This is a genomic window from Brevibacillus sp. JB24b (assembly GCF_051713385.1).
Lineage (GTDB): Bacteria > Bacillota > Bacilli > Brevibacillales > Brevibacillaceae > Brevibacillus_B > Brevibacillus_B laterosporus.
Genome location: NZ_JBNVQV010000001.1, coordinates 3,836,838 through 3,858,665, shown reverse-complemented (window position 1 = coordinate 3,858,665; position 21,828 = coordinate 3,836,838). Strand labels below are relative to the sequence as shown.

18 protein-coding genes, 1 riboswitch and 1 other annotated feature are annotated in these 21,828 nt (G+C 41.0%); all 18 genes read left to right on the top strand.

Annotated elements, in window-relative coordinates; all coding sequences use genetic code 11:
- Positions 1-3: 3 nt before the first annotated feature.
- The 18 genes from ACQV1I_RS18030 (at position 4) to ACQV1I_RS17945 (ending at position 21,828) form a co-directional block, all read left to right on the top strand.
- The gene (locus ACQV1I_RS18030) at positions 4-2,562 is read left to right on the top strand and encodes an ABC transporter permease (protein ID WP_116333433.1); all 2,559 of its coding nucleotides are present in this window, start codon (positions 4-6) and stop codon (positions 2,560-2,562) included.
- Positions 2,563-2,589: 27 nt separating this feature from the next.
- Positions 2,590-5,463, top strand: a complete 2,874-nt coding sequence (locus ACQV1I_RS18025) for an SAM-dependent methyltransferase (protein WP_116333432.1) — start codon at positions 2,590-2,592, stop codon at positions 5,461-5,463.
- Positions 5,464-5,662: 199 nt separating this feature from the next.
- Complete coding sequence (gene spoIIGA, locus ACQV1I_RS18020; RefSeq protein WP_094699520.1) at positions 5,663-6,679, top strand: sigma-E processing peptidase SpoIIGA; 1,017 nt, start codon at positions 5,663-5,665, stop codon at positions 6,677-6,679.
- Between the two features lies 1 nt (position 6,680).
- Complete coding sequence (gene sigE / locus ACQV1I_RS18015; protein ID WP_018671850.1) at positions 6,681-7,403, top strand: RNA polymerase sporulation sigma factor SigE; 723 nt, start codon at positions 6,681-6,683, stop codon at positions 7,401-7,403.
- A gap of 193 nt (positions 7,404-7,596) precedes the next feature.
- Positions 7,597-8,376 carry an RNA polymerase sporulation sigma factor SigG gene (gene sigG, locus ACQV1I_RS18010; RefSeq protein ID WP_018671849.1) on the top strand — a complete coding sequence of 260 codons (780 nt, stop codon included), beginning with the start codon at positions 7,597-7,599 and terminating at the stop codon, positions 8,374-8,376.
- 211 nt (positions 8,377-8,587) lie between these two features.
- A complete protein-coding gene (locus ACQV1I_RS18005) occupies positions 8,588-8,866 on the top strand; it encodes a YlmC/YmxH family sporulation protein (RefSeq protein WP_094699519.1) in 279 nt (92 codons plus the stop codon).
- Positions 8,867-8,982: 116 nt separating this feature from the next.
- A complete protein-coding gene (pgeF, locus tag ACQV1I_RS18000) occupies positions 8,983-9,813 on the top strand; it encodes a peptidoglycan editing factor PgeF (RefSeq protein ID WP_116333431.1) in 831 nt (276 codons plus the stop codon).
- The gene (locus ACQV1I_RS17995) at positions 9,810-10,514 is read left to right on the top strand and encodes a YggS family pyridoxal phosphate-dependent enzyme (RefSeq protein WP_018671846.1); all 705 of its coding nucleotides are present in this window, start codon (positions 9,810-9,812) and stop codon (positions 10,512-10,514) included. Before pgeF ends, ACQV1I_RS17995 begins: the two co-directional genes overlap by 4 nt.
- Positions 10,515-10,553: 39 nt before the next feature.
- Complete coding sequence (locus ACQV1I_RS17990; protein WP_094699517.1) at positions 10,554-10,988, top strand: cell division protein SepF; 435 nt, start codon at positions 10,554-10,556, stop codon at positions 10,986-10,988.
- A gap of 25 nt (positions 10,989-11,013) precedes the next feature.
- A complete protein-coding gene (locus ACQV1I_RS17985; RefSeq protein WP_018671844.1) occupies positions 11,014-11,277 on the top strand; it encodes a YggT family protein in 264 nt (87 codons plus the stop codon).
- A 16-nt stretch (positions 11,278-11,293) separates the two neighbouring features.
- On the top strand, positions 11,294-12,067 hold the full coding sequence (locus tag ACQV1I_RS17980; RefSeq protein WP_094699516.1) for an RNA-binding protein: 774 nt from the start codon (positions 11,294-11,296) through the stop codon (positions 12,065-12,067).
- A 105-nt stretch (positions 12,068-12,172) separates the two neighbouring features.
- The gene (locus ACQV1I_RS17975; RefSeq protein WP_018671842.1) at positions 12,173-12,655 is read left to right on the top strand and encodes a DivIVA domain-containing protein; all 483 of its coding nucleotides are present in this window, start codon (positions 12,173-12,175) and stop codon (positions 12,653-12,655) included.
- An 82-nt stretch (positions 12,656-12,737) separates the two neighbouring features.
- Positions 12,738-12,988, top strand: a binding site (T-box leader).
- A 116-nt stretch (positions 12,989-13,104) separates the two neighbouring features.
- Positions 13,105-15,885, top strand: coding sequence for an isoleucine--tRNA ligase (ileS, locus tag ACQV1I_RS17970; RefSeq protein WP_201747395.1), 2,781 nt, complete (start codon positions 13,105-13,107; stop codon positions 15,883-15,885).
- A 154-nt stretch (positions 15,886-16,039) separates the two neighbouring features.
- Positions 16,040-16,810 (top strand): TraR/DksA C4-type zinc finger protein, encoded by a 771-nt coding sequence (locus tag ACQV1I_RS17965; RefSeq protein ID WP_094699514.1) that lies wholly within the window; start codon positions 16,040-16,042, stop codon positions 16,808-16,810.
- Between the two features lie 15 nt (positions 16,811-16,825).
- Positions 16,826-17,947, top strand: coding sequence for a mandelate racemase/muconate lactonizing enzyme family protein (locus tag ACQV1I_RS17960; protein WP_094699513.1), 1,122 nt, complete (start codon positions 16,826-16,828; stop codon positions 17,945-17,947).
- Positions 17,948-17,992: 45 nt separating this feature from the next.
- Positions 17,993-19,483 carry an MFS transporter gene (locus ACQV1I_RS17955; protein WP_116333429.1) on the top strand — a complete coding sequence of 497 codons (1,491 nt, stop codon included), beginning with the start codon at positions 17,993-17,995 and terminating at the stop codon, positions 19,481-19,483.
- 167 nt (positions 19,484-19,650) lie between these two features.
- A riboswitch (SAM riboswitch) is annotated at positions 19,651-19,752 on the top strand.
- Positions 19,753-19,944: 192 nt separating this feature from the next.
- Positions 19,945-20,871 carry an ABC transporter permease gene (locus tag ACQV1I_RS17950; RefSeq protein ID WP_116333428.1) on the top strand — a complete coding sequence of 309 codons (927 nt, stop codon included), beginning with the start codon at positions 19,945-19,947 and terminating at the stop codon, positions 20,869-20,871.
- A 3-nt stretch (positions 20,872-20,874) separates the two neighbouring features.
- Entirely contained in the window at positions 20,875-21,828 is a 954-nt protein-coding gene (locus ACQV1I_RS17945; RefSeq protein ID WP_094699510.1) for an ABC transporter permease, read from the top strand.

Sequence of the window (21,828 nt, the reverse complement as noted above, 5' to 3'; positions counted from 1 at the left end):
CAAATGATTTTTAAATCTGCCTATCGTAGCATATATAGAAGTCCGCTACGCTCTTTGTTCACTTTAATGACTATCGCTGTCGGGATGGTCAGCTTCTTCTGCATGTCGACTTTGACAGAGTTAGTACCTCAATCAGTTAATCAATCGGCCAAACAATTACTTGGAGCCGATATAGCAGTTCAATCCTATCTTAAACCGACAACCATACAACATATGCAGCAAATAGTCCCAAAGTCAGATTGGCAAGCGCTGACAGGTGCTTTCGTTTCATTGTCAGTGATTACTTCAGAAAAAAAGACCTCAAATATTGTTATTAAAGGGGTTGATCCAGAAGTATATCCATTTTACGGGAAAGATAAATTTACAGATCTTCGTGGATTAAATGATACAGAGGTGCTTCTATCTCAACAGGCAGCAGATCGATTGCAAGTGAGAGTTGGTAGCACTGTTTCATTTGTAAATAATCAGAATGGCTCTTTGGACACTTTCCGAGTTAAAGGTTTAGTAAATGGTGTAAAAGAATCCTATACGGATAGTGACTTTTGGGGAGTTGCATATATGTCGTACTCTAAAAGTCTAGAGCTTTTTAGAGCTTCAACTGGAACGGTTAACGAAACATTTATCCAATTGAACGATCCAATCACGTCTAGTTCGGTGAAAGAAAAGATCCAGCATAACATGAGTGGTTCTCAAGTAACGGACATCAATGATAAAAAGGTACAAGTCTTGGAAGGCTCAAAGGGTACCTTGTTAATCTTACAAATGTTTTCGCTTTTAGCTATCGCTATAGCTGGAATTACAATTTTTAACACGATGAAAATATTGATGGCTTCACGTCTTCGTGACATAGCCATTATGAAATCGGTTGGTTTGACTATTCGAAAGATAAGTCGCTATTTCTTGTTTGAGTCAGCTTTGTTGGGACTGGTAGGCACAGTAGTGGGGATTCTGGTGGGCTGCTTAATCGGAATGGGAATAACAATGTACATTGCTAACATGCTTTCGATTCCAATGGTATGGCATTTGTCAACTCAGTCTGTAATATTTTCGCTTGTTGTGGGAATAAGTGTGGCTCTCATTTCTGCATGGTCCCCCGTTTATGCAGCTGTCCAGATTTCGCCTATGGAATTATTAAGGGATGGGGCTATTGTGAGCAAGAGAAACAAATTACCCTTTAAAGTTGTACGACGGCTGTTTTTCATCATTTGTTTAGAGGTGGGCATTTATTTGCATGAAACGCTTCTCGCTAGTAGCCAAGATTCAGTGGTTTTCAAGTGGATTGCTTCATTTGTACTCTCTATGTTGATCCTACTCTTCATTTTACTGTTTATGAAGCTTATCCTCTTTGCCTATGGATTGTTATTTAGACTCTTAGGCTTATGCAAAAGTTCGGTTCCTATTAGTTGGTATTTACCACTCCATAATCTTGCGACAGATTACAAAAAAAATGCCTTACTTACAGTTACATTGTCTGTGGGGGTTCTGTCTGTGGTCGCTAGTCAGTTATTTACCGATAATTTAATTCATTCCGTAGAACGACAAATGGAAACGCAATTAAAAGGTAACATTGTTCTTTCTTCAGCAGTTGTAGACGAACGAGAGGTTGATCAACAACTACAAAATATGACAGACATAACACGGTTTGTAAAAGGCTACGAAATCAAGGGTACTTTTAGTCGTATCAAGGGTAAGGAGGCAACCGAGGTATTCCAAGCGGTCACTTCTAAAAGGAAGGTAAGTTATTTGAACTCCACCACGGTCTCTATCCAAGGTATAGATTCAGAAACAAATGAAAAGCCCTATAAAATCAAAATAGGCCGTGATTTGAAAGCGAATGAAGTTGATGAGGGAGCCGCCGTTTTATTAGAGGATTATCAGAAGGATCTGGGACTTCAAGTCGGGGATCGTATAGAAGTAAGAGTTAACGACAAGAGCATTTCACTTGAAATAGTGGGTTTTTTTGAGTCTGGAGTTGTTAAAACCGTGGATATTCGTATTCCATCTAGTATATTAGAGACTTATGGAAATCCGACCCGCTTACTTTACTATGTTGAGGCTTCTCCTAAGCATTTTCAAGAGACTTTAGCGACACTTAACCAAAAACTGCCTTCCTCAGCTATTGCCTATTCGGTAAACAGTACAATAGTTGAAAGCTTGCAAAAGACACTTAACACTCAGAGTACTTTTTTTACGGCAATCGCTTTCTTCTCATTCTTAACTGCAGTACTTATGATTGGAAACCAAGTGGTCATTTCCCTATTACAAAAAAATCGAGACGTAGCTATTCTTAAAACCATTGGAATGTCTACCAATCGCCTATTACGTTCTATTTTAGCCGAAAACTTAATTCTCTCCTTCATTGCAGGTGCCATTGGATCCATATTCGGATTAGTATTTGCTCTTCTCGCGCTAGGTTTGTTTGTGAAGGGAAACATAGATTTAAGTCTTACTTGGGTTGGTTTAGGAATCTTATTGTCTATGCTGACAACAGCTATAGTGACATTCGTGGCCTCACTACAATCGCTTGCTAGTAAACCACTTCAAATGTTGCGAGGAGTTTAACGTTTTTATGTAGAGGAGGAAAATAAGGTGGGGAATGATACGATCCAAACAAGTAAAAAGAAAAGGGATCAGTTTGAGCAATTTATGTACAAAATTACAAAAACAGTAGGTTCCTTGAACAACCAAGTACCTTCTGAGAAAAAGCAAGACAGTAAGAGAGGAGATTTGATTATACTTGGTGCGGGAATTGCATCTGTTGGATTTACAATGGATGCAGAAATGTACATTCGTAGAGCAGATTCCGTATTTTATGTTGTCACTGACCCTGTTACAGAAGTGTGGATAAACAAACTGCGTCCTGATGCTTATGACCTCTCTACTCTTTACAATGATAATAAACCGCGCTACAACACGTATATGCAAATGACAGAAGCGATGCTGTATGACGTCCGCCAAGGTAGGACAGTTGTTGGCATATTTTATGGTCATCCAGGCATTTTCGCACTATCCACTCACCGTGCAATTATGATTGCTCGTCGAGAAGGACATCGTGCGGTAATGAAACCAGGAATATCTGCTTTGGACTGTCTCTGTGCAGATTTGGGGGTTGATCCCAGTTACCCAGGCATGCAGACAATGGAGGCAACTGACATGCTTCTTCGTGGTAAAAAACCTGATACGACTCAGCATGTTATCTTGTGGCAGGTTGGGCTAATTGGAATTTATGATTTCAGACGAAGGGGATTTATCAATAAAAACTTTAATATTTTCATCAGGTTCTTACAAAATGTATATGGAGAGGACTATTCAATTACACATTACGTTGCCGCTTCTTTTCCTACTCTTGCTCCACTGATTCAAAATTTTACATTACGAGAGCTACTGTATCCAGACATACAAGCAAAAGTTCAGAGCATGTCTACTTTCTATCTAGCGCCAAAGGATGCTACCGAATGCAATTTAGAAATAGCAATACAATTGGGTATGGCCAAACCAGATAGCAAACCGTGGATGTACCCTACCACAAAAGAAATTGATGCATATGGAGAGCGTGAGCTACAAGCGATTAGAGAATTAGCAGACTTTCGTGTTCCACCTGATTATCAGGTTCAGGAGGAGACGCGCGCAGCTGAATTTATTTTACAAGCTGGTCAAAATGTAGACTTACAAGAGCTCTTTCTTCAAGATCCTGTTACATCTGTTTCAAAGGATGTCTTTCCTGGTTTAAATGCATGGGAGCAAAGGCTTTTATCGAGCAGAAATCATGCATCGATAATGTGTGCAGTCAAGGGATCACAGACCCCATTGGCTCCTAGCGAACATTTTATAGTTGACCTTCTTTTAAACCCTGAACTGCGCAAGGCATATAGTGTTATCTTACTTAGCAATAGGGAGAAAACTGAGGGTGAAAAGATAATGAATCAATGGCTGGTAGCTAGAGGGTATCAGACAAATATGAAAGATGTTGATGTGGCGTTATCTAATGTAGCTACTACACTATTATTACCTTGGGTAGGTGTCTATTTCAGTAAACAGGCTGACATGGTTCTAACCATAATAAGTGATTCTCAGCATAATAGTGACAGTAAGATATATCTAAATAATACTAGGATTCGGAAATTTACCTTTGCGAATTCAACATTGTCCTTCTCTACAGAAGATGGAAACCCTTATAATGCCGTTATCACTCTTTCTATGCCAAAACCTACTAAAAGTAAAAAATTTACAAGGTCATTCAGAGGCGAAATTTGGAATTCAGATAGACAGGTATTTGAAAATAACGTTGAAGGAGTTGAAATATCCCCAACCCAAGAGTTTTTGCAAAATGCTGTTAATGGTAATGAGCTAGTGTATGGACAATATTTGATTCAACTGTTTCAAGACGGTACTTGGAGTTCATGCAGAGGACTTTACTATGATAGCAATATATTAAGGATTGGTAGAACTCGAATCCATGCCTTTACCCAAACAGATAACGTCCTTACTTGGGAGGGAGCGGGTGGGGAGTATAATAGTGGACAACTACATGTTCGTCTCGATCCACTCACCTACTCATATGTCGTGTCAGGTTTTGTATGGGAAGAAGGACGTGCACAATCAAGCAGTCCTAATATTCGTGGTCAATATGTTCCTAAAGCAATCCAACTGTGGAGAGGGAGTTACGCTACTGCTATAGATGACATGATAGGCCCTACTTTACATATTGCTGAGGAAAATGAGACAGGATCGTTTGAAATTCTATTGGGAAAAACTAAGGTTCAGCACTATACTTTTCAAAATAATGTGTTACAGGCGATGGTTGATGAAGAAACCTCCTTCGAAGTTGTTTTCCAGTATTCAGAGAGTACCTCACGTATTTTCCAAGGCATACTGCGGCAAAACAACGCCTCCCATAGCTGGACTTCTCAGGAAGTAGCTTCGACACCGGAAGCCTGGCTTGGAGTATATAGGGGTACTTTTTTAGATGACGACAGAACCTTTAGACCTTCACCACTTACACTACATGTAAAATTAAACAATCAAGAGCTATCCGTGCAGCTCTCAAATGGAAAAACAAGTAGAAAATTATCTCAAGTTGTTTTTAATTCTAAACATAACGGACTTGCTTGGGCAGAGAACTTCGATACACCTGAATGGGCGCCGTATTCAAATGGACTCATTAAGTTCTACGTTGATCCTGATACAGGTAGGTTTTTGTTCAATGGGAGCTTGTGGGGGGATGACGATTTACCACCGAAGCATGCAAACTGGCGAGGACAAGCACTATGGACGAATATGAGAGAGGAATGTGAGGGTAAAGAGTCCCCTTCTGAGGTTTGGAATATTCTTTCTATGCTGTCGTTAACATTATCAACGTCTCTATTAGGAGGCTGGTGGGACCTCTGGTGTTCGTCTCTTCATGCAACACAATTCTGCTATAAGCAAATGAGTTTACTAGAAGTGACCATGTTATCAGAGTAAGTACGAAAGGAATTAAGCGCTTCAGATAAAAAAGCAGTCTTTCCAAAAATAATGAGGAGGACTGCTTTTTTATCTGAATTTTTTCCTACCGTTACCTTGTTTTTCAACAAAAAAAGGGAAAAAACGCGGTCAAGTTTTGACAGACTTTACATATACATTGAGATATACTGTTTTTGCCAGACGGAGGTGAAGACAGTATATGGTCGTCTATCTGGATATCATTCTACTCCTGAACTTTGTAATTGATGCCTTATTATTATGGTTTACCGCTTTTTTTCGAAAAGAACGAATTGTTTGGTGGAGATTATTACTTGCATCAGCAGTAGGTAGCTGTTATGTGGCCTTTTACTTTTTTCCATTTTTTTCAGGAATATATGCGTGGTTTACAAAGCTACTTTTCTCTCTATTTATTTTATGGATTGCATTTGGATTTAAGCGAATTACACATTTTTTACATCATCTGGCTATTTTTTATTTTATTTCATTTGTTTTTGGTGGGGGGGTATATGCCCTTACTCTATTGACTACAAGTCAAAATGAAATCATTCAAGGCATAGTGGTCACTCATAACGATAGTTTTGGAGTAGGAACAAAGCCAACGTTACTCATCGTGTGTCTAGGGATTGTACTAGTATTTCTGTTAAGCAGGAAAAGCTATCAGTCAATCCAGGAACCAAGAAAAATAGAAGCATTTTTAGTGGAGGTAGAGGTGAAAATCTCCAATCAAATGATCTTGTGCCGCGGATTGGTAGATACGGGCAACCAATTACATGAACCAATAACGCGTATCCCAGTCATGGTTATGGAGTGTAGATTATTTGAACAGGTTTTGCCATTACCTATTTTAGAAGTAGCTAGAGAGGAGGGAGAAAAGCTTCAGCGACTGGAGAAAACGATGGATGAACTTCCGCTGGAGTGGCAAGGACAATTACGTCTCGTACCGTTTCGGAGTGTTTCTAGAGGAATGGATTTCATGGTAGCCATTCGTCCAGAGCAAGTGACGGTGATACACAATGGGCTACGCCTCGTTACAGAACGCGTATTAATTGGATTAAACCCGATTGCGTTATCAGCAGACGGCAGATATGAATCGATTGTGCATCCTGCATTAATCCAACGAGAAGAAATAAATGAAGTCATCAATGAAACCGAACCAGTTCAACCAGCTAACAAGATACAAGTAGTTCATACATCATCATTAGAACAGGAGGGCTAGCATGTACGTAAAAATTCGTCTATATGTCCAACTAATGTGGTATCGCATCTTGCTAAAAATTGGAGTGAAAGCAGAAGAAATCTATTACATAGGTGGCAGTGAAGCGCTTCCCCCGCCCCTAACACGCGAAGAAGAAGAAATCTTGCTCACTCGCCTTCCATCCGGTGATGGGGCCGTTCGAAGTATGTTAATTGAACGCAATCTACGTCTTGTTGTCTATATTGCCCGAAAATTTGAAAATACAGGTATTAACATTGAGGATTTAGTTAGTATTGGAACGATTGGTTTAATTAAAGCAGTGAATACTTTTGATCCTGAAAAAAACATCAAGCTGGCTACCTATGCTTCCCGTTGTATCGAGAACGAAATTCTGATGTATTTGCGCCGTAATAATAAGATACGTTCAGAGGTATCATTTGATGAACCATTAAATATTGATTGGGATGGAAATGAGCTACTACTTTCTGATGTATTGGGTACGGAAAATGACACGATTTACAAAAATATTGAGGACCAGGTTGATCGAAAGCTATTGCATAAAGCGCTCGACAAGCTCTCTGACCGAGAGCGCGTGATTATGGAATTACGCTTTGGCTTAGCTGGAGAAGAGGAGAAGACGCAAAAGGATGTAGCTGATCTATTAGGTATCTCACAATCCTACATCTCGCGTTTAGAAAAGCGAATAATTAAACGACTACGAAAAGAATTTAACAAAATGGTATGACGCATAATTTATGAACCTCTGGAAATACTGTTCCTATCCATACCAGAAAGTGGTTATTACGAAACCATTTTCCCTGCCACCCTGTTTTATGAAATGGGATCATTTGCCTCTCCTCCCTCGAATGCTGCGGGGAGAGGGCAATAAGGCAGAGTACATACGGATAGGGACTTTTTTTCTCTGAGGAGGGAATGGTGTGTCACGCAACAAGGTTGAGATTTGTGGAGTAGACACTTCAAAGCTTCCGGTATTAAACAACAAAGAAATGCGGGAGCTCTTTGAACGATTACAGAGCGGTGAGCACTCTGCCAGAGAAAAGTTGGTGAATGGGAACCTACGTCTGGTGTTAAGTGTTATTCAACGGTTTAATAATCGTGGAGAATATGTAGACGATCTGTTTCAGGTGGGTTGTATCGGTTTGATGAAAGCGATTGACAATTTTGATCTTGGGCAGAACGTTAAGTTTTCGACATATGCGGTTCCCATGATCATTGGAGAAATCAGACGATACCTGCGCGATAACAATCCGATTCGCGTATCACGTTCCTTGCGAGATATTGCTTATAAAGCGTTGCAAGTACGCGACAGTCTAACGAATAAGCACTCACGTGAGCCCACCATCATGGAAATTTCTAGTGCTTTAAATGTTTCGAAAGAAGATGTTGTGTTTGCTCTCGATGCGATTCAGGACCCCGTTTCTTTATTTGAGCCGATCTATCAGGACGGTGGAGATCCTATCTTTGTAATGGATCAGATTAGCGATGAAAAAAACAAAGATATCTTCTGGGTCGAGGAGATTGCTCTTCGTGAAGGTATGCAACGTCTAGGGGATCGGGAAAAAATGATTCTGTCCATGCGCTTCTATGAAGGGAAGACCCAGATGGAAGTAGCAGAGGAAATCGGGATATCACAAGCACAGGTCTCTAGGTTGGAAAAAGCGGCGATTTCCCATATGCAAAAGCATGTTCAATCGTAGCTAATACAGCACAAAATGACTGAATGCACCAAAGGCCATTTCCCATTGGCAAAAATTATAGCAGGCTTTATACCCATGCCTTGTTCAAGCGATGATATGTTGCTTGAACAAGGCTATTTTTAATGGAACTACTTTTTAAAATGTAAGACACATATACATAGTAACGAAGGCTTGTAGGCGAGTAGTTGAAAAGAAAGAGTGGTGAACTCTCATGGTGAAAATTTCGGAATTTCAAATCAAAGAGGTCGTCAACATTATAGATGGAAAGCGTTTAGGACAAATTTCTGATTTGGAAATCGACTTAAAAGCAGGACGTGTCGAAGCGATTGTCGTCCCAGGTGAAGGCCGTTTTTTTGGGTTATTTGCAGGTTCAAATGAGCATGTTATTCCTTGGCGAAATATTGTTAAGATTGGAAAGGATGTTGTATTGGTACGTTTAGAGGAACCAATTAGACTGGAGTCCAAGCGTGCAGATGAGGAGCTTTCTTAAAAATTGACAAAAAGGACAACAGATATCGCAAAAATCCGGGTGATTTACTTGCCCTGACCGCTACAAAACCAGTAAGATATTAGAAAGGGTATTGGATACGAGAGGAGAGCAGATACATGGAGCCATTTCAGTTAAACAATACGACCCGCACTCTACATCTGAAGAAATGGGAGTCTGCTTATCCTGGACTAACAGCAGGATTTACGACAAGGTGGGGGATGGAGAGTACAGATCGCCCGCAAATGTGTAATTTGGGATTACATGTGGGAGATAACCCTAACCATGTAATTAAAAATCGCCAAGAACTTGCTGATCATCAAGGATTTTTGTTTGATACTTGGACCTGTGCTGATCAGATACATGGCAATAAAGTAACCAAAATTTCTGCCGGCCAGATTGGAGCCGGCAGAGATAGTTTAGAGAGTGTCATTGCAAATACAGATGGATTGTATACCACTGAGCAAGGTGTCTTTTTAACTTCCTTTTATGCTGATTGTGTTCCCCTCTTTTTTCTTGATCCATTCCGCAAAGCAATAGGACTGGCTCATGCAGGGTGGAAGGGGACGGTTTCCTTAATCGGACGGGAAATGGTGGAGGCCTTTCGTCGGGACTATCAGTCGAATCCAGAAGATATCTATGTAGCAATTGGACCTAGTATCGGGGTCTGTTGCTATGAAGTGGACGAGCGCGTGATGCAACAGGTTCGTACAGCAACTTCTCAATGGGAGCAAGCTGTAAAGCCTAGTAACAAAACCAGTCATGGTATGTTAGATTTACGCCAATTAAATCAGTTGATAGTTGAGGAGGCAGGGATTCTTGCCGACCATATTAGTACGACACATTATTGCACAAGTTGTCGCAACGATTTGTTCTTTTCGCATCGAAAAGATCAAGGTAACACAGGTAGAATGGCTTCATTTATTGGGTGGAAGGAGCAAACAACATGACTAGAATGGTAGCAAAAGCTACAGTTGAACAGCGTATGGTCGACATTGAACAGAAAATATCGGCAGCTTGTAAGCGATCAAATCGTCAGCGTGAAGAGGTAAAAGTCGTAGCTGTGACGAAATATGTAGATACGCCTGCAATAGGAGAAATCATCGCAGCTGGGCTTACCCACATTGGGGAAAATCGAATTCAAGATGCTCTTCCAAAATACGAAGCGTATAAAGACAAGGCGGTCTGGCACTATATCGGTCATTTACAAACAAACAAGGTAAAAGATGTAGTGGGACGATTTACTTACATACATTCCCTAGACAGATTATCATTGGCCCAAGAAATCGAAAAACGTGCTAGTAAGCTAGGAATTGTCGTTTCTTGCTTTTTACAGATAAATATTTCCCAAGAGGAAACAAAATTTGGTTTACATCCAGATGATGTCTTGGCTTTTGTCAAAGAAATTAGTAATATGGAACACATAAGCGTTGATGGATTAATGACTATGGCACCGCAAACAGAAGACCCCGAAGAGATTCGGTATGTGTTTCGGGGCTTGCGCGAATGGCAACAACGACTCAAAGAATGTAACCTACCTCGTATAACTGTCCGGGAATTATCAATGGGCATGTCTGGAGATTTTGAGATCGCGATTGAAGAAGGAGCCACGTTTGTGCGGCTGGGCTCCGTACTCGTGCAACCGGAATAGCAGAATAAGAGCGGCTTTGTCCGGAGAGGAGGAAGGAATTTGGGTGTCATGAATAAACTTATGAATTTTTTTGGTCTGGAAAATGAAGAGTATGTGGAAGAGTATGTGGAAGACGAGCGTGATCAGGAAGCTCCTCCTAAGAAAAATGGGCAGAAATCATCATCAGCGGCAGGAAGTAATGTGGTGAGCCTACATGCAGCCAGAGACCGGGAAGGTATTAGGCTCATGCTATTTGAACCACGTCATTATAGCGATGCACAGGATATCGCAGACAGTTTGAGAAATAGAAGACCTGTTGTAGTTAATTTACAACGTGTCGAGAACGATCAGGCAAAACGCATTATTGATTTCCTCAGTGGAACGGTATATGCCTTGAATGGAGACATCCAGAAGGTAGGGGAACAAATTTTTGTTTGTACGCCTGATCATGTAGATATCCAGGGAACCATTTCAAGCGTAATAGTAGAAGAGTAAGACATCAAGTTACTGGGGTGAACAGATGTATACATTGGTTGCAATTATTAATTTTGCGTTTCAAATCTACTTTTACATGGTAATTGCCTATGTCTTTATGTCATGGGTACCACAAATGAGGGAAACGTCTATTGGTCAATTGCTGGAACGATTGGTAGAACCTTACCTATCTATTTTCCGTCGTTTCATTCCGCCTCTTGGCTTTATTGACTTATCTCCGATGGTTGCAATGCTTGCATTGTATTTTGCTAGAGAGGGCCTATTTTCTCTATTGAGTAGGTTCTTGTAAAGAGAGCGATAAGTAGATGAGTATTTACCATCATTTTAAAAAAGAAGAATATCCATTCGTAGAACGGGCGTTGGAAATGCTAAGGTTAGTGGATGAGCGGCAAATCATGCGCTTAACGGATTTCCTTGATCCACGTCAACTTTTTATCCTACAAAGTCTAACTTCACAAGTCCAAGACGTCAAAGTATCGGCATCGGGTGGATACGATGGTGCAGAGAGGGTGCGTGTTTTACTACACCCTTCCTATATCGTACCTGAGGATGTCGATTTTCGCTTGCGATTGTTTGAAATTAAGGGGAATCAACGTTTTGTTGCATTGGAACATCGGGATGTAATGGGGGCATTATTGCATGTAGGCTTAAAACGGGAAAAATTCGGTGATATCTTGCTTGGCGAAGATTCGTGTCAAACAGTCGTAGCCGAAGAAGTGGCAGATTTTGTACGAATGCAGGTTACTAACATCCATCGAATTCCCGTTAGTTTGCAAGAGCTACCTTTAGCGGATCTCAAAGTACCTGAGAAAAAGGGAACAAACAAGACCTTCACCGTGCTATCTGCCCGACTGGATGCCATTATTGGAGAGGTGTGTAACCTTTCACGAGCAAAGGCGTTGCTTCCAATTCGTGCTGGGAAATGCAAAGTGAATCATAAAGTCGTCGAAGACCCCTCGCATAATATTAATCAAGGTGATATGATTTCGCTTGGTGGCTTTGGGCGTTTTGAAATTACAGAGGTAACTGGCCCGACTAAAAGTGGTCGCTTACGTCTGACAGCTTTTATTTTTTCATGATTTCTCGCATTTTTTCCCGAGTCATGGCAGGAATTTTTATAGAAACTGTCGAAAATATGGGGTAACTTGCCAACATAAGAAAACGGGGAAAGTGAGGAACTGTCTATGCCATTAACGCCTCTTGATATACATAACAAGGAATTTAGTTCCGGTTTCCGCGGTTATAATGTGGATGAAGTCAATGAGTTCTTGGACCAAATCATAAAAGACTTCGAGCTTATGATCAAGGAAAAAAGGGAAATTGAAGAGCGTATGTCGCTATTAACGGAGCGTTTGGACCATTATAAGAACTTAGAAGAGAATTTGAGCAAATCAATTCTAGTTGCTCAAGAAACAGCAGAAGAAGTGAGAAACAATGCGCGTAAAGAGTCGCAGTTGATCTTAAAAGAAGCTGAAAAGAATGCCGATCGAATTATCAATGAAGCCTTGGCTAAATCACGCAAGGTAGCAATTGAGATTGAAGAGCTGAAAAAACGCGCTTCTGTCTATCGCATGCGTTTTCGTACATTGCTTGAAGCACAATTGGAAATGATAGAGAATGGCGATTGGGACGATTTGCAAAAAATGGATTCTTCCTATGAAGGATAACGAACGGAATAAAGCATTGACGTTCTGTTAAAGATGGAATTATAATGTATAGCAAGTTTTTATTCAGTTTTTACCCATATACCAAACAACGATGATTGGGATAGTAAAGGTGCCAAAATCCGTAACAGAGAGCCAGGCGGTGGTGAAAGCCTGGACGGAGCTGACCCTCGAAAATCACCCAGGAGTTCAAACCTGAAAGCGTCTAGCATGATGTGAGTAGGTGAGCGTTACATTCACGTTACGAATGAAATGAGTGGACATGAAAAAGGCGGGTCATCTTGCCATATCATGTTTATTAGGGTGGTACCACGGGAAGCTTTTCTCGTCCCTACGGGGATTAGAAAGGCTTTTTTTGTTGGAAAAAATAGCTGTATATGCTAAATAGCCTGTAATCACCCGTCAATAAAACTGGTATCGTAACTATAATCAAGGAGTGAATACAGATGAGTATCGATTATGGAAAGACGCTTAACCTGCCAAAAACCGAATTTCCAATGCGTGGAAATCTGCCAGTTCGTGAGCCAGAGGTAGAAGCAAGATGGGAAGAAATGGACATCTATAAACAAGTTTTGGAGCGTACTAAGGATCGCCCAAGCTTTATTCTACATGATGGCCCTCCTTACGCGAACGGAGATATCCATATTGGTCATTCTTTAAATAAAACATTAAAGGATATTATCGTACGCTACAAATCAATGGCTGGTTTTTATGCGCCGTATGTTCCTGGTTGGGATACACATGGTCTACCGATTGAACAAGCAATTGTAAATGCACAGAAATTAGATCGTCGTAACATCGAAGTTAACGATTTTCGTAAACGTTGTGAAGAATATGCGTGGAGCTATGTAGAAAAACAACGCGATCAATTTAAACGTTTGGGTATTCGTGGCGATTGGGAAAACCCTTATGTAACTCTGCTACCTGAATATGAAGCGGCCCAAATTCGAGTGTTTGGTGCCATGGCTACAAAAGGTTATATTTACAAAGGTCTGCGTTGTGTATATTGGTCTCCATCTTCTGAAACAGCCTTAGCTGATGCAGAAATCGAATACTACGACAAACGTTCTGCATCTATCTACGTGCGTTTCATGGTGGGTGATGGAAAAGGTAAATTAGATCAAGACACTGGTGTTATCATCTGGACAACTACTCCTTGGACTCTGCCAGCCAATAAGGCTATCTCGCTAAATCCTGATTTGGAATATAGTGTAGTGGTTGCAGATGGAAATAAATATCTAGTAGCTTCTGGTCTAGTAGAATCCGTAACCAAAGAAATTGGTTGGGAGCAAGTGGAAGCTGTACAAACCTTTAAAGGTTCTGATTTAGAAGGAATTGAAACACATCATCCATTCTATGAGCGTACTTCTCCAGTAATTTTGGGTGATCACGTTACATTAGACGCTGGTACAGGTTGTGTTCATACTGCCCCAGGACACGGGGAAGATGACTTTAACGTTGCTAAGAAATACAATATCGAAGTACTATGCCCAGTTGATCATGAAGGAAAGCTGACAAAAGAAGCACCGGGCTTCGAAGGTCTGTTCTATGAAGATGCCAACAAAGTGGTATCTGAAAAACTGAAAGAAAACGGAGCTTTGTTAAAATTAAGCTTCATCACTCATTCCTATCCACATGACTGGCGTACGAAAAAACCAATCATTTTCCGTGCGACAGAACAATGGTTCGCGTCTGTAGAAGGCTTCCGTAGCCAAATGCTACAAGCTATTAAAGATGTAAAATGGACTCCACATTGGGGCGAAACACGTCTTGCTAACATGGTGGCGGATCGTAATGACTGGTGCATCTCTCGTCAGCGTGTTTGGGGAGTGCCAATCCCAATCTTCTATTGTAAAACATGCAACGAACCGATCATCAATGAACAAACTATTGATCATATCGCTAACTTGTTTGCTAAAGAAGGCTCTGGTGTGTGGTTTGCTCGTGAAGCCTCTGAGCTAATCCCAGCTGGATTGACTTGCAAGTGCGGTTGCAAAGAATTCCGTAAAGAAACAGATATCATGGACGTTTGGTTTGATTCAGGTTCCTCACATGAAGCAGTATTGCGTCAACGTGACAATCTAAGCTGGCCTGCTGATTTGTATTTAGAGGGTTCTGACCAATATCGTGGTTGGTTTAACTCTTCTCTATCCACTTCGGTAGCTGTTCATGGTAAGGCACCATATAAAAGCATCCTAAGCCATGGTTTCACATTAGATGGTGAAGGACGTAAGATGTCTAAATCACTTGGGAATACGATTGTTCCAAAAGAAGTAACAGACAAGCTGGGTGCTGATATTTTACGCCTGTGGGTTTCCTCTGTTGACTATCAATCAGACCACCGTATTTCTGATGCGATTCTTGCTCAGAATGCAGAGGTATATCGTAAAATCCGTAATACATTCCGCTTCTTGCTTGGTAACTTGGCTGGCTTTGATCCAGCGAAGGATCGTGTAGAGTACGATCGCTTGCCTGAGTTAGATCGCTTTATGTTGGCAAAAGCGGCAGAAATGGTAAAACGTACACGCAAAGCATACGATGAATATCAATTCCATACTGTATATCAAACTGTGCATAACTTCTGCACGATCGAGCTTTCTTCTTTCTATATGGACATCTCTAAAGATCGTTTATATGTAGAAGCACCAAATGGTGAAGAGCGCCGTGCAGCACAAACCGTTATGTATGATATCTTGCTTGATCTAGTGAAATTGTTGTCACCAATCATCCCGCATACAGCAGATGAGGTATGGCGTTTTATTCCAGGCGTAACGGAGGAAAGTGTACAGCTTACCGATATGCCAGAAGCAAATGAGCAACATTTATTCAGTGCAGAAGAGCAGACAAAATGGACGACTTTCTTAGAAATTCGCGATGAAGTGTTAAAAGCGATGGAAGAAGCACGCCGCAACAAAGTATTTGGTAATTCCGTTGATGCTAAATTAGTTCTTTACCCACACACGCAAGAAGTATATCAAACGCTTATGGATATGGAATATTTAGCAGATCTATTTATCGTAGCAGATATTGAAATGCATGAAGCTGGTACAGAAGCACCTGCGGAGGCTGCTAAACTAGAAGGTATTTCCGTAGTTGTACTTGCGGCTGAAGGTGGAAAGTGTGAACGTTGCCGTGTCGTGAAAGAAGACGTAGGAACAGTGGAATCGCACCCATCTACATGCGAGCGTTGTGCTACGATTGTTGACGAACATTTTTCACATGTAACCGAGTAAATTTACTAGGATAATTCGTTACAAATACCAATTTTATTGATTTTACAAAGAACGTTCTTGTTAGGGAAAAAAATTCCCTAGTAAGAACGTTTTTTTGTGGGGCATACTACCAAAACGAGAGAGCTCTACACTTTTAAGTTAGGATGGTGCCCAGATGAATAAACAGATGCTGGCTCATGCAAAGGAGAGACTCCTTGATGAGAAGGAGAGCATAACAAAACGTTTAGAGGAAAACGATCACTATGGCATGAAAAGCGCTATGGGTGAAACTACCTCTGAGCTTTCCACTTATGATAATCATCCTGCCGATGTTGCTTCTGAATTATTTGAGCGGGAAAAAGATATCGCCTTGTACCAACTGGATCGCGAAACATTAGGCGAAATAGATCAAGCACTAGAGCGTATAAATGCGGGGACATATGGAATTTGTACAGTCTGTGGAAAAGAAATTCCAACCGAAAGATTAGAAGCATTACCACAAGCACTTACATGCAAAGAACATGCCCCAGCTCCTGCTGTAAACAATCAACGTCCAATTGAGGAGCAGTTTATGGAACCAGCCTTTGGACGAACTTCGATGGATGAAAAAGAAGCGAATTTCTTTGATGGGGAAGATGCATGGCAGATTGTTGAGTCATGGGGAACCTCTAGTACTCCCTTTTCTTTTCAAGACACGGATAAAACAGATTATAACCAGATGTATATTGAGTCAGATGAAGCTGATGGTTATGTAGAAGCCGTGGAACAGATAGGCTACACCGATATGTATGGCTATCATGGACCAGACAGTGTTCATTTTATGCGGAGCCGTACGTATGATCGTTACATGGATCAAAACGAGGGAAAAGGTTTAGTCGTATCGTATGACCAGTATTTAGACGACTTGGCCAAGCAGGAAGCGGATGATGATCTTAGCAACTTGTAAGATGGAGGTATTTAGTTGATTATAGAGCGGATTGAAACATACCCCTGCCTCCACAGGTTACGTGAGCCTTATGGCGATGCAAATGGCTACAAAAAGTATCGTTCCTGTTACATGATTAAAATTGTGACATGCTCTGGTTTGGAAGGCTGGGGAGAATGTATTGATTGGCTACCTACGCTGGAAGTAGGCTTTCGCAAACGAATCATTCCTTACTTAATTGGCAAGCAGGCAACGGATCGAAATAAACTGGTCACAGTTGTGAAAAAGTGGCATCAACGAGCTGCTACCGCCGTTAGTATGGCCTTGATGGAGATTGTGAGTAAGAGTGGGGGACTACCCATATGCGATCTATATGGAGGGATGTGGCGTGACACAATACCCGTCTATGCTTCGCTACAATCGTATCGGGATACACCTTACTGGGAACAGCAATCTTATAAACAAGTGGAACAGGCCTTACTAGATGGTTTTCAGATGGCTAAAATTAAAATTGGTGGGAGAACAATCAAAGAGGATCAAGCTCACGTACAACTCTTAATGGCTAAGCTCGACTCCCAAATGTCTTTTGCCCTGGATGCAAATCAGAGCTATGACGTGGCTAGTGTAGGAGCATGGCAGCAACTTTTTTCAAAATGGGGAAATTTGTTGTGGCTAGAGGAGCCCATGCCCATGGATCGCCTACATGATTATGTTTTATTGCGGTCTAAGCTACCTATTCCATTAGCAGGTGGAGAAAATATCTTAAATGTAAAAGCTTTTCACAACCTATGCCAGATCGGAGCGATTGATATTGCCCAACCTGACCCGATGCATGAGGATGGGATCGACGGGTATCGTCATACGCTAGTAACCGTACGTAGTTTTGGCTATCGTGTTTCTCCACATGTATTTGATGGTGCCTTAACACGGTTGCATGCATTATTTGCGCAGGCTTGCCTGCCTGCATGGAGCAAGATGACAGGAGATGAAATAGAACCTGTTGAGTGGGATATTATGGAGAACCCTTTTACCCAATTAATTCCTCTCTCACCACATCAAGGAGTGGTTACGTTGCCAAAAGGAGTGGGACTTGGTATAGAGATCGATACGGATATCCTAGCCCACTATAGCTGGGATGGTAGTATATATCAGGCCTAAGTTATCATTTCATGATTACGTTGATCGTTTAAGAAAAGAGGACGTATGATGGCTCAAGCGCAAAATAACACGAAAAACCTCATAGGATTAACAGGTGTTCCGCTGGTTATGGTACTTGGCAATTCGATGTTAATTCCCATATTACCAACAATGAAAACACAATTACACCTAACTACTTTTCAAACCAGCTTTTTAATTACAGCTTTTTCTATTGCTGCCGGGATCATTATTCCACTGGCGGGTTATCTATCTGACCGATTCAATCGCAAAGTGGTTATAACAATTGCTTTAACGTTATATGGAGCAGGCGGATTGCTTGCTGGGTTAGCGTCATTATGGTTAACCAATCCCTATTGGTTGATTATTTTAGGCAGGGTATTACAGGGGATAGGTGCGGCGGGAACATCGCCTATTGCCATGGCGTTAGTAGGAGACTTATTTGATGGTGCATCCGAAAGTAAAGCGCTTGGATTATTGGAAACCTCTAACGGATTGGGTAAAGTGCTAAGTCCAATTTTAGGCTCTTTATTCGCTTTATGGACATGGTATGCAGTTTTTTTGGCATTTCCGGTCATTTGTGCTGTGGTACTAACTATATTTTTGTTATTAGTAAAAGAAAAGAAACAAAATAAGCAGCCTAAGTCAGTTAAAGAGTATCTTGGTTCGATTGGCAAGGTATTTAAACAAAATGGAAAATGGTTAATCCCAGCCTTTTTTATTGGTAGCATATGCTTGTCTACGTTATTTGGTGTGCTTTTTTATCTATCCGATTTACTGGAAGAGACCTATCAGATTGATGGTGTGTTAAAAGGTGCTTTTTTAGCTATTCCCTTGCTGGCTATGAGTATAATGGCATTTATCACAGGGACTATTATTAAAAAGAGATTAACTGTGATGCGCTACTTTATTATTGCAGGGATGCTCTTACTTACCATCTCCTATGTTGGGGCAAGCTTTGTTTCTAACGTTTATTTCTTAATTGGGATTCTTGTATTTGGTAGCGTGGGAACAGGAATGATTCTACCGTGCCTCAATTCGATGATCATTGGGGCGGTTACAAAGACAGAGCGTGGAATGATTACGTCTTTGTATAATGGTGTCCGCTTTATTGGAGTAGCGCTGGGGCCGCCGATTTTTACATGGTTGTTGGGATTTTCGACGGGTGTCATGTTTTATTCGATTGCTTCCGTCACGTTACTATTCGCTATAATTGCATTTTTTACTATCACGCCACAAAAAGACACCAATTCTCAAGGAGCTACGGAGGAAGGAACTGCAAAAAAAGAGTCTTCAGCAGTTAGGAAAACGGGCGCTTCGACAGAATCAGCAGGTTCTAACAGCGAGAGCGAAACCTCCTCAAAGGACAAGAGCTTAGTGGATCAAAAGGCTTTGGATGAGATTACGGTGTTGTTAGAAATGCGGGAGGAAACAAAAGAAGAACAAAAACAGGGGCAGTTAAAAAAAGAACTGGGATTGGACCCGACAGATCTATTTGAGAAGCTGCTTACCAAAAAAGAAAAAGAGAAATCGAAATAGGTGATTTTAGCCTCCAGATGTGGGGGTTTTTTTGTTTCTAAGATATTGTATATAAAAAAATTACTACTAACATAAATAAACAAATGTAAAAACTGACGTGATTCTATTGACATTCCTAGTAACGATGATATGATAATTTATAAATTGATCCGATAACTTTATACAACTTCTTATCAAGAGCGGTGGAGGGACTGGCCCTATGAAACCCGGCAACCTTGATTCATTCAAAAGGTGCTAAATCCAGCAGAAGTATTTCTGAGAGATAAGAAGAATGGCACATACTTATACATGAAGCCCTTCTTCTTAGAGAGAAGGGCTTTTTTGCATACGTTTTTCACATAAAATACGGAAATACAAATAGCAAAGGGCGATAGCAGAGGGAAAAATGTATCCTTACAAGCATATAACCAAGTATTCCGATATAAAAATAAGGCATTAGAGAGAAGCGGGGGAAACTAGGCATGTATCTGTTAAAAAGAATATGTACCATGCTGATTACATTATGGATTATCGTGACACTAACCTTTATCATTATGCAACTGATACCGGGTGATCCGTTTGCTACTGATTCGCAAATGCTACCAGCAGATGTAGTCCAAAATATGCGAGAAAAATATAATCTGGATAAACCAATTGCCCAACAATATTTGTTATATCTAAAGGATTTGGCGCTGTTTGATTTAGGACCATCTATACAATCAAAATCACGTGATGTAAACGCATTGATTGCTTCAGGATTTCCTGTATCGGCTACGCTAGGATTACAATCGTTATTCTTAGCCTTATCGTTTGGTATTTCCTTAGGAATAATCGCAGCTCTTTATCATAACAAATGGCTAGATTACGTTTCGATGTTTATCGCTATCATTGGGATTTCTGTCCCAAGCTTCATTTTGGCTCCACTGCTAATCAAATTGGTTGCGGTTGAGTGGAAGCTCTTGCCGGCTGCCTCCTGGGGATCGTGGAAACACTCAATCCTGCCGTCTGTTACGTTGGCGGTCGGTCCAATGGCTATCATCGCCCGATTTGTCCGTGCTAGTATGCTTGAAGTCTTTAGTCAGAATTACATGAAGACGGCAGAGGCAAAAGGCTTACCTACGTTTGCGATAGTGGTAAAGCACGGAATTCGTAATGCATTGATACCTGTTTTGACATTTATCGGGCCGTTGTTTGCAGCGCTGATTACAGGTACGTTTGTGGTTGAGAAAATTTTTGCTATCCCAGGTATTGGCAAGTATTTCGTAGATGGCATCTTTAATCGTGATTATCCAGTTGTAATGGGAACAACTGTTTTTTATAGCACGGTCCTGATCTTGTCGTTGTTTTTGATCGATGTGTCTTATCGACTGGTGGACCCAAGAATTAAGCTAACGAGCAAGGGGGACTAACAGATGGCGCAATCTTCATTCCATTCTGAACAAGATCATCTTTTTCGACCTGTTGATAAGCGAGTTTTTGAAGAGAATCGAATTGATCGACCCAGCTTAAGCTATGGGAAAGAAATACTGCGAAAAATCATACAAAACAAGCTAGCGATGCTTGGTTTTAGCTTATTGATTCTTGTGGTTATGCTTTCATTGATCGGTCCTCATCTTGTAGCTTTTAGTCCAGAGAAGCAAGATTTGATGCTTGGAAATCTCAAGCCTTCCGACACTCATTGGTTCGGAACAGATGATTTGGGACGTGATATGTGGGCACGTACCTGGGCAGGTGGACAGATTTCTCTCTTTATCGGTTGTATAGCAGCAACCATCGATTTATTGATTGGTGTAGCAGTGGGGGGAGTCTCCGGTTATATGGCAGGACGCGGCAAGGTAGGGGATCGAATTGACAGCTTCCTAATGCGTATTGTCGAGGTTTTGTATGGCATTCCTTATTTGTTGGTTGTCATTTTATTGATGGTGGTCTTAGAACCAGGGTTATCTACTATCATTATTGCGCTTTCCGTGACAGGTTGGGTTGGTATGGCTCGCTTAGTACGTGGTCAAGTATTGCAGCTAAAACAGCAAGAATTTGTCCTAGCAGCAGAAAAACTAGGAACCTCCCACGTCAAAATTATTTGGAAGCATCTGTTGCCCAATGCTTTAGGAATTATCATAGTGAACCTGACCTTTACGATACCACAGGCTATCTTTGCTGAATCGTTTTTAAGTTTTCTAGGTTTAGGAGTACAAGCACCTAGTGCTAGCTGGGGAACAATGGCTAACGATGGTATTGGGGTTATTTTAAATGGTCAGTGGTGGAGACTGTTTTTCCCGGGATTATTTATTTCACTAACCATGTTTGCTTTTAATGCTTTCGGAGATGGCTTACAAGATGCACTTGATCCTAAAAATAAAAAATAG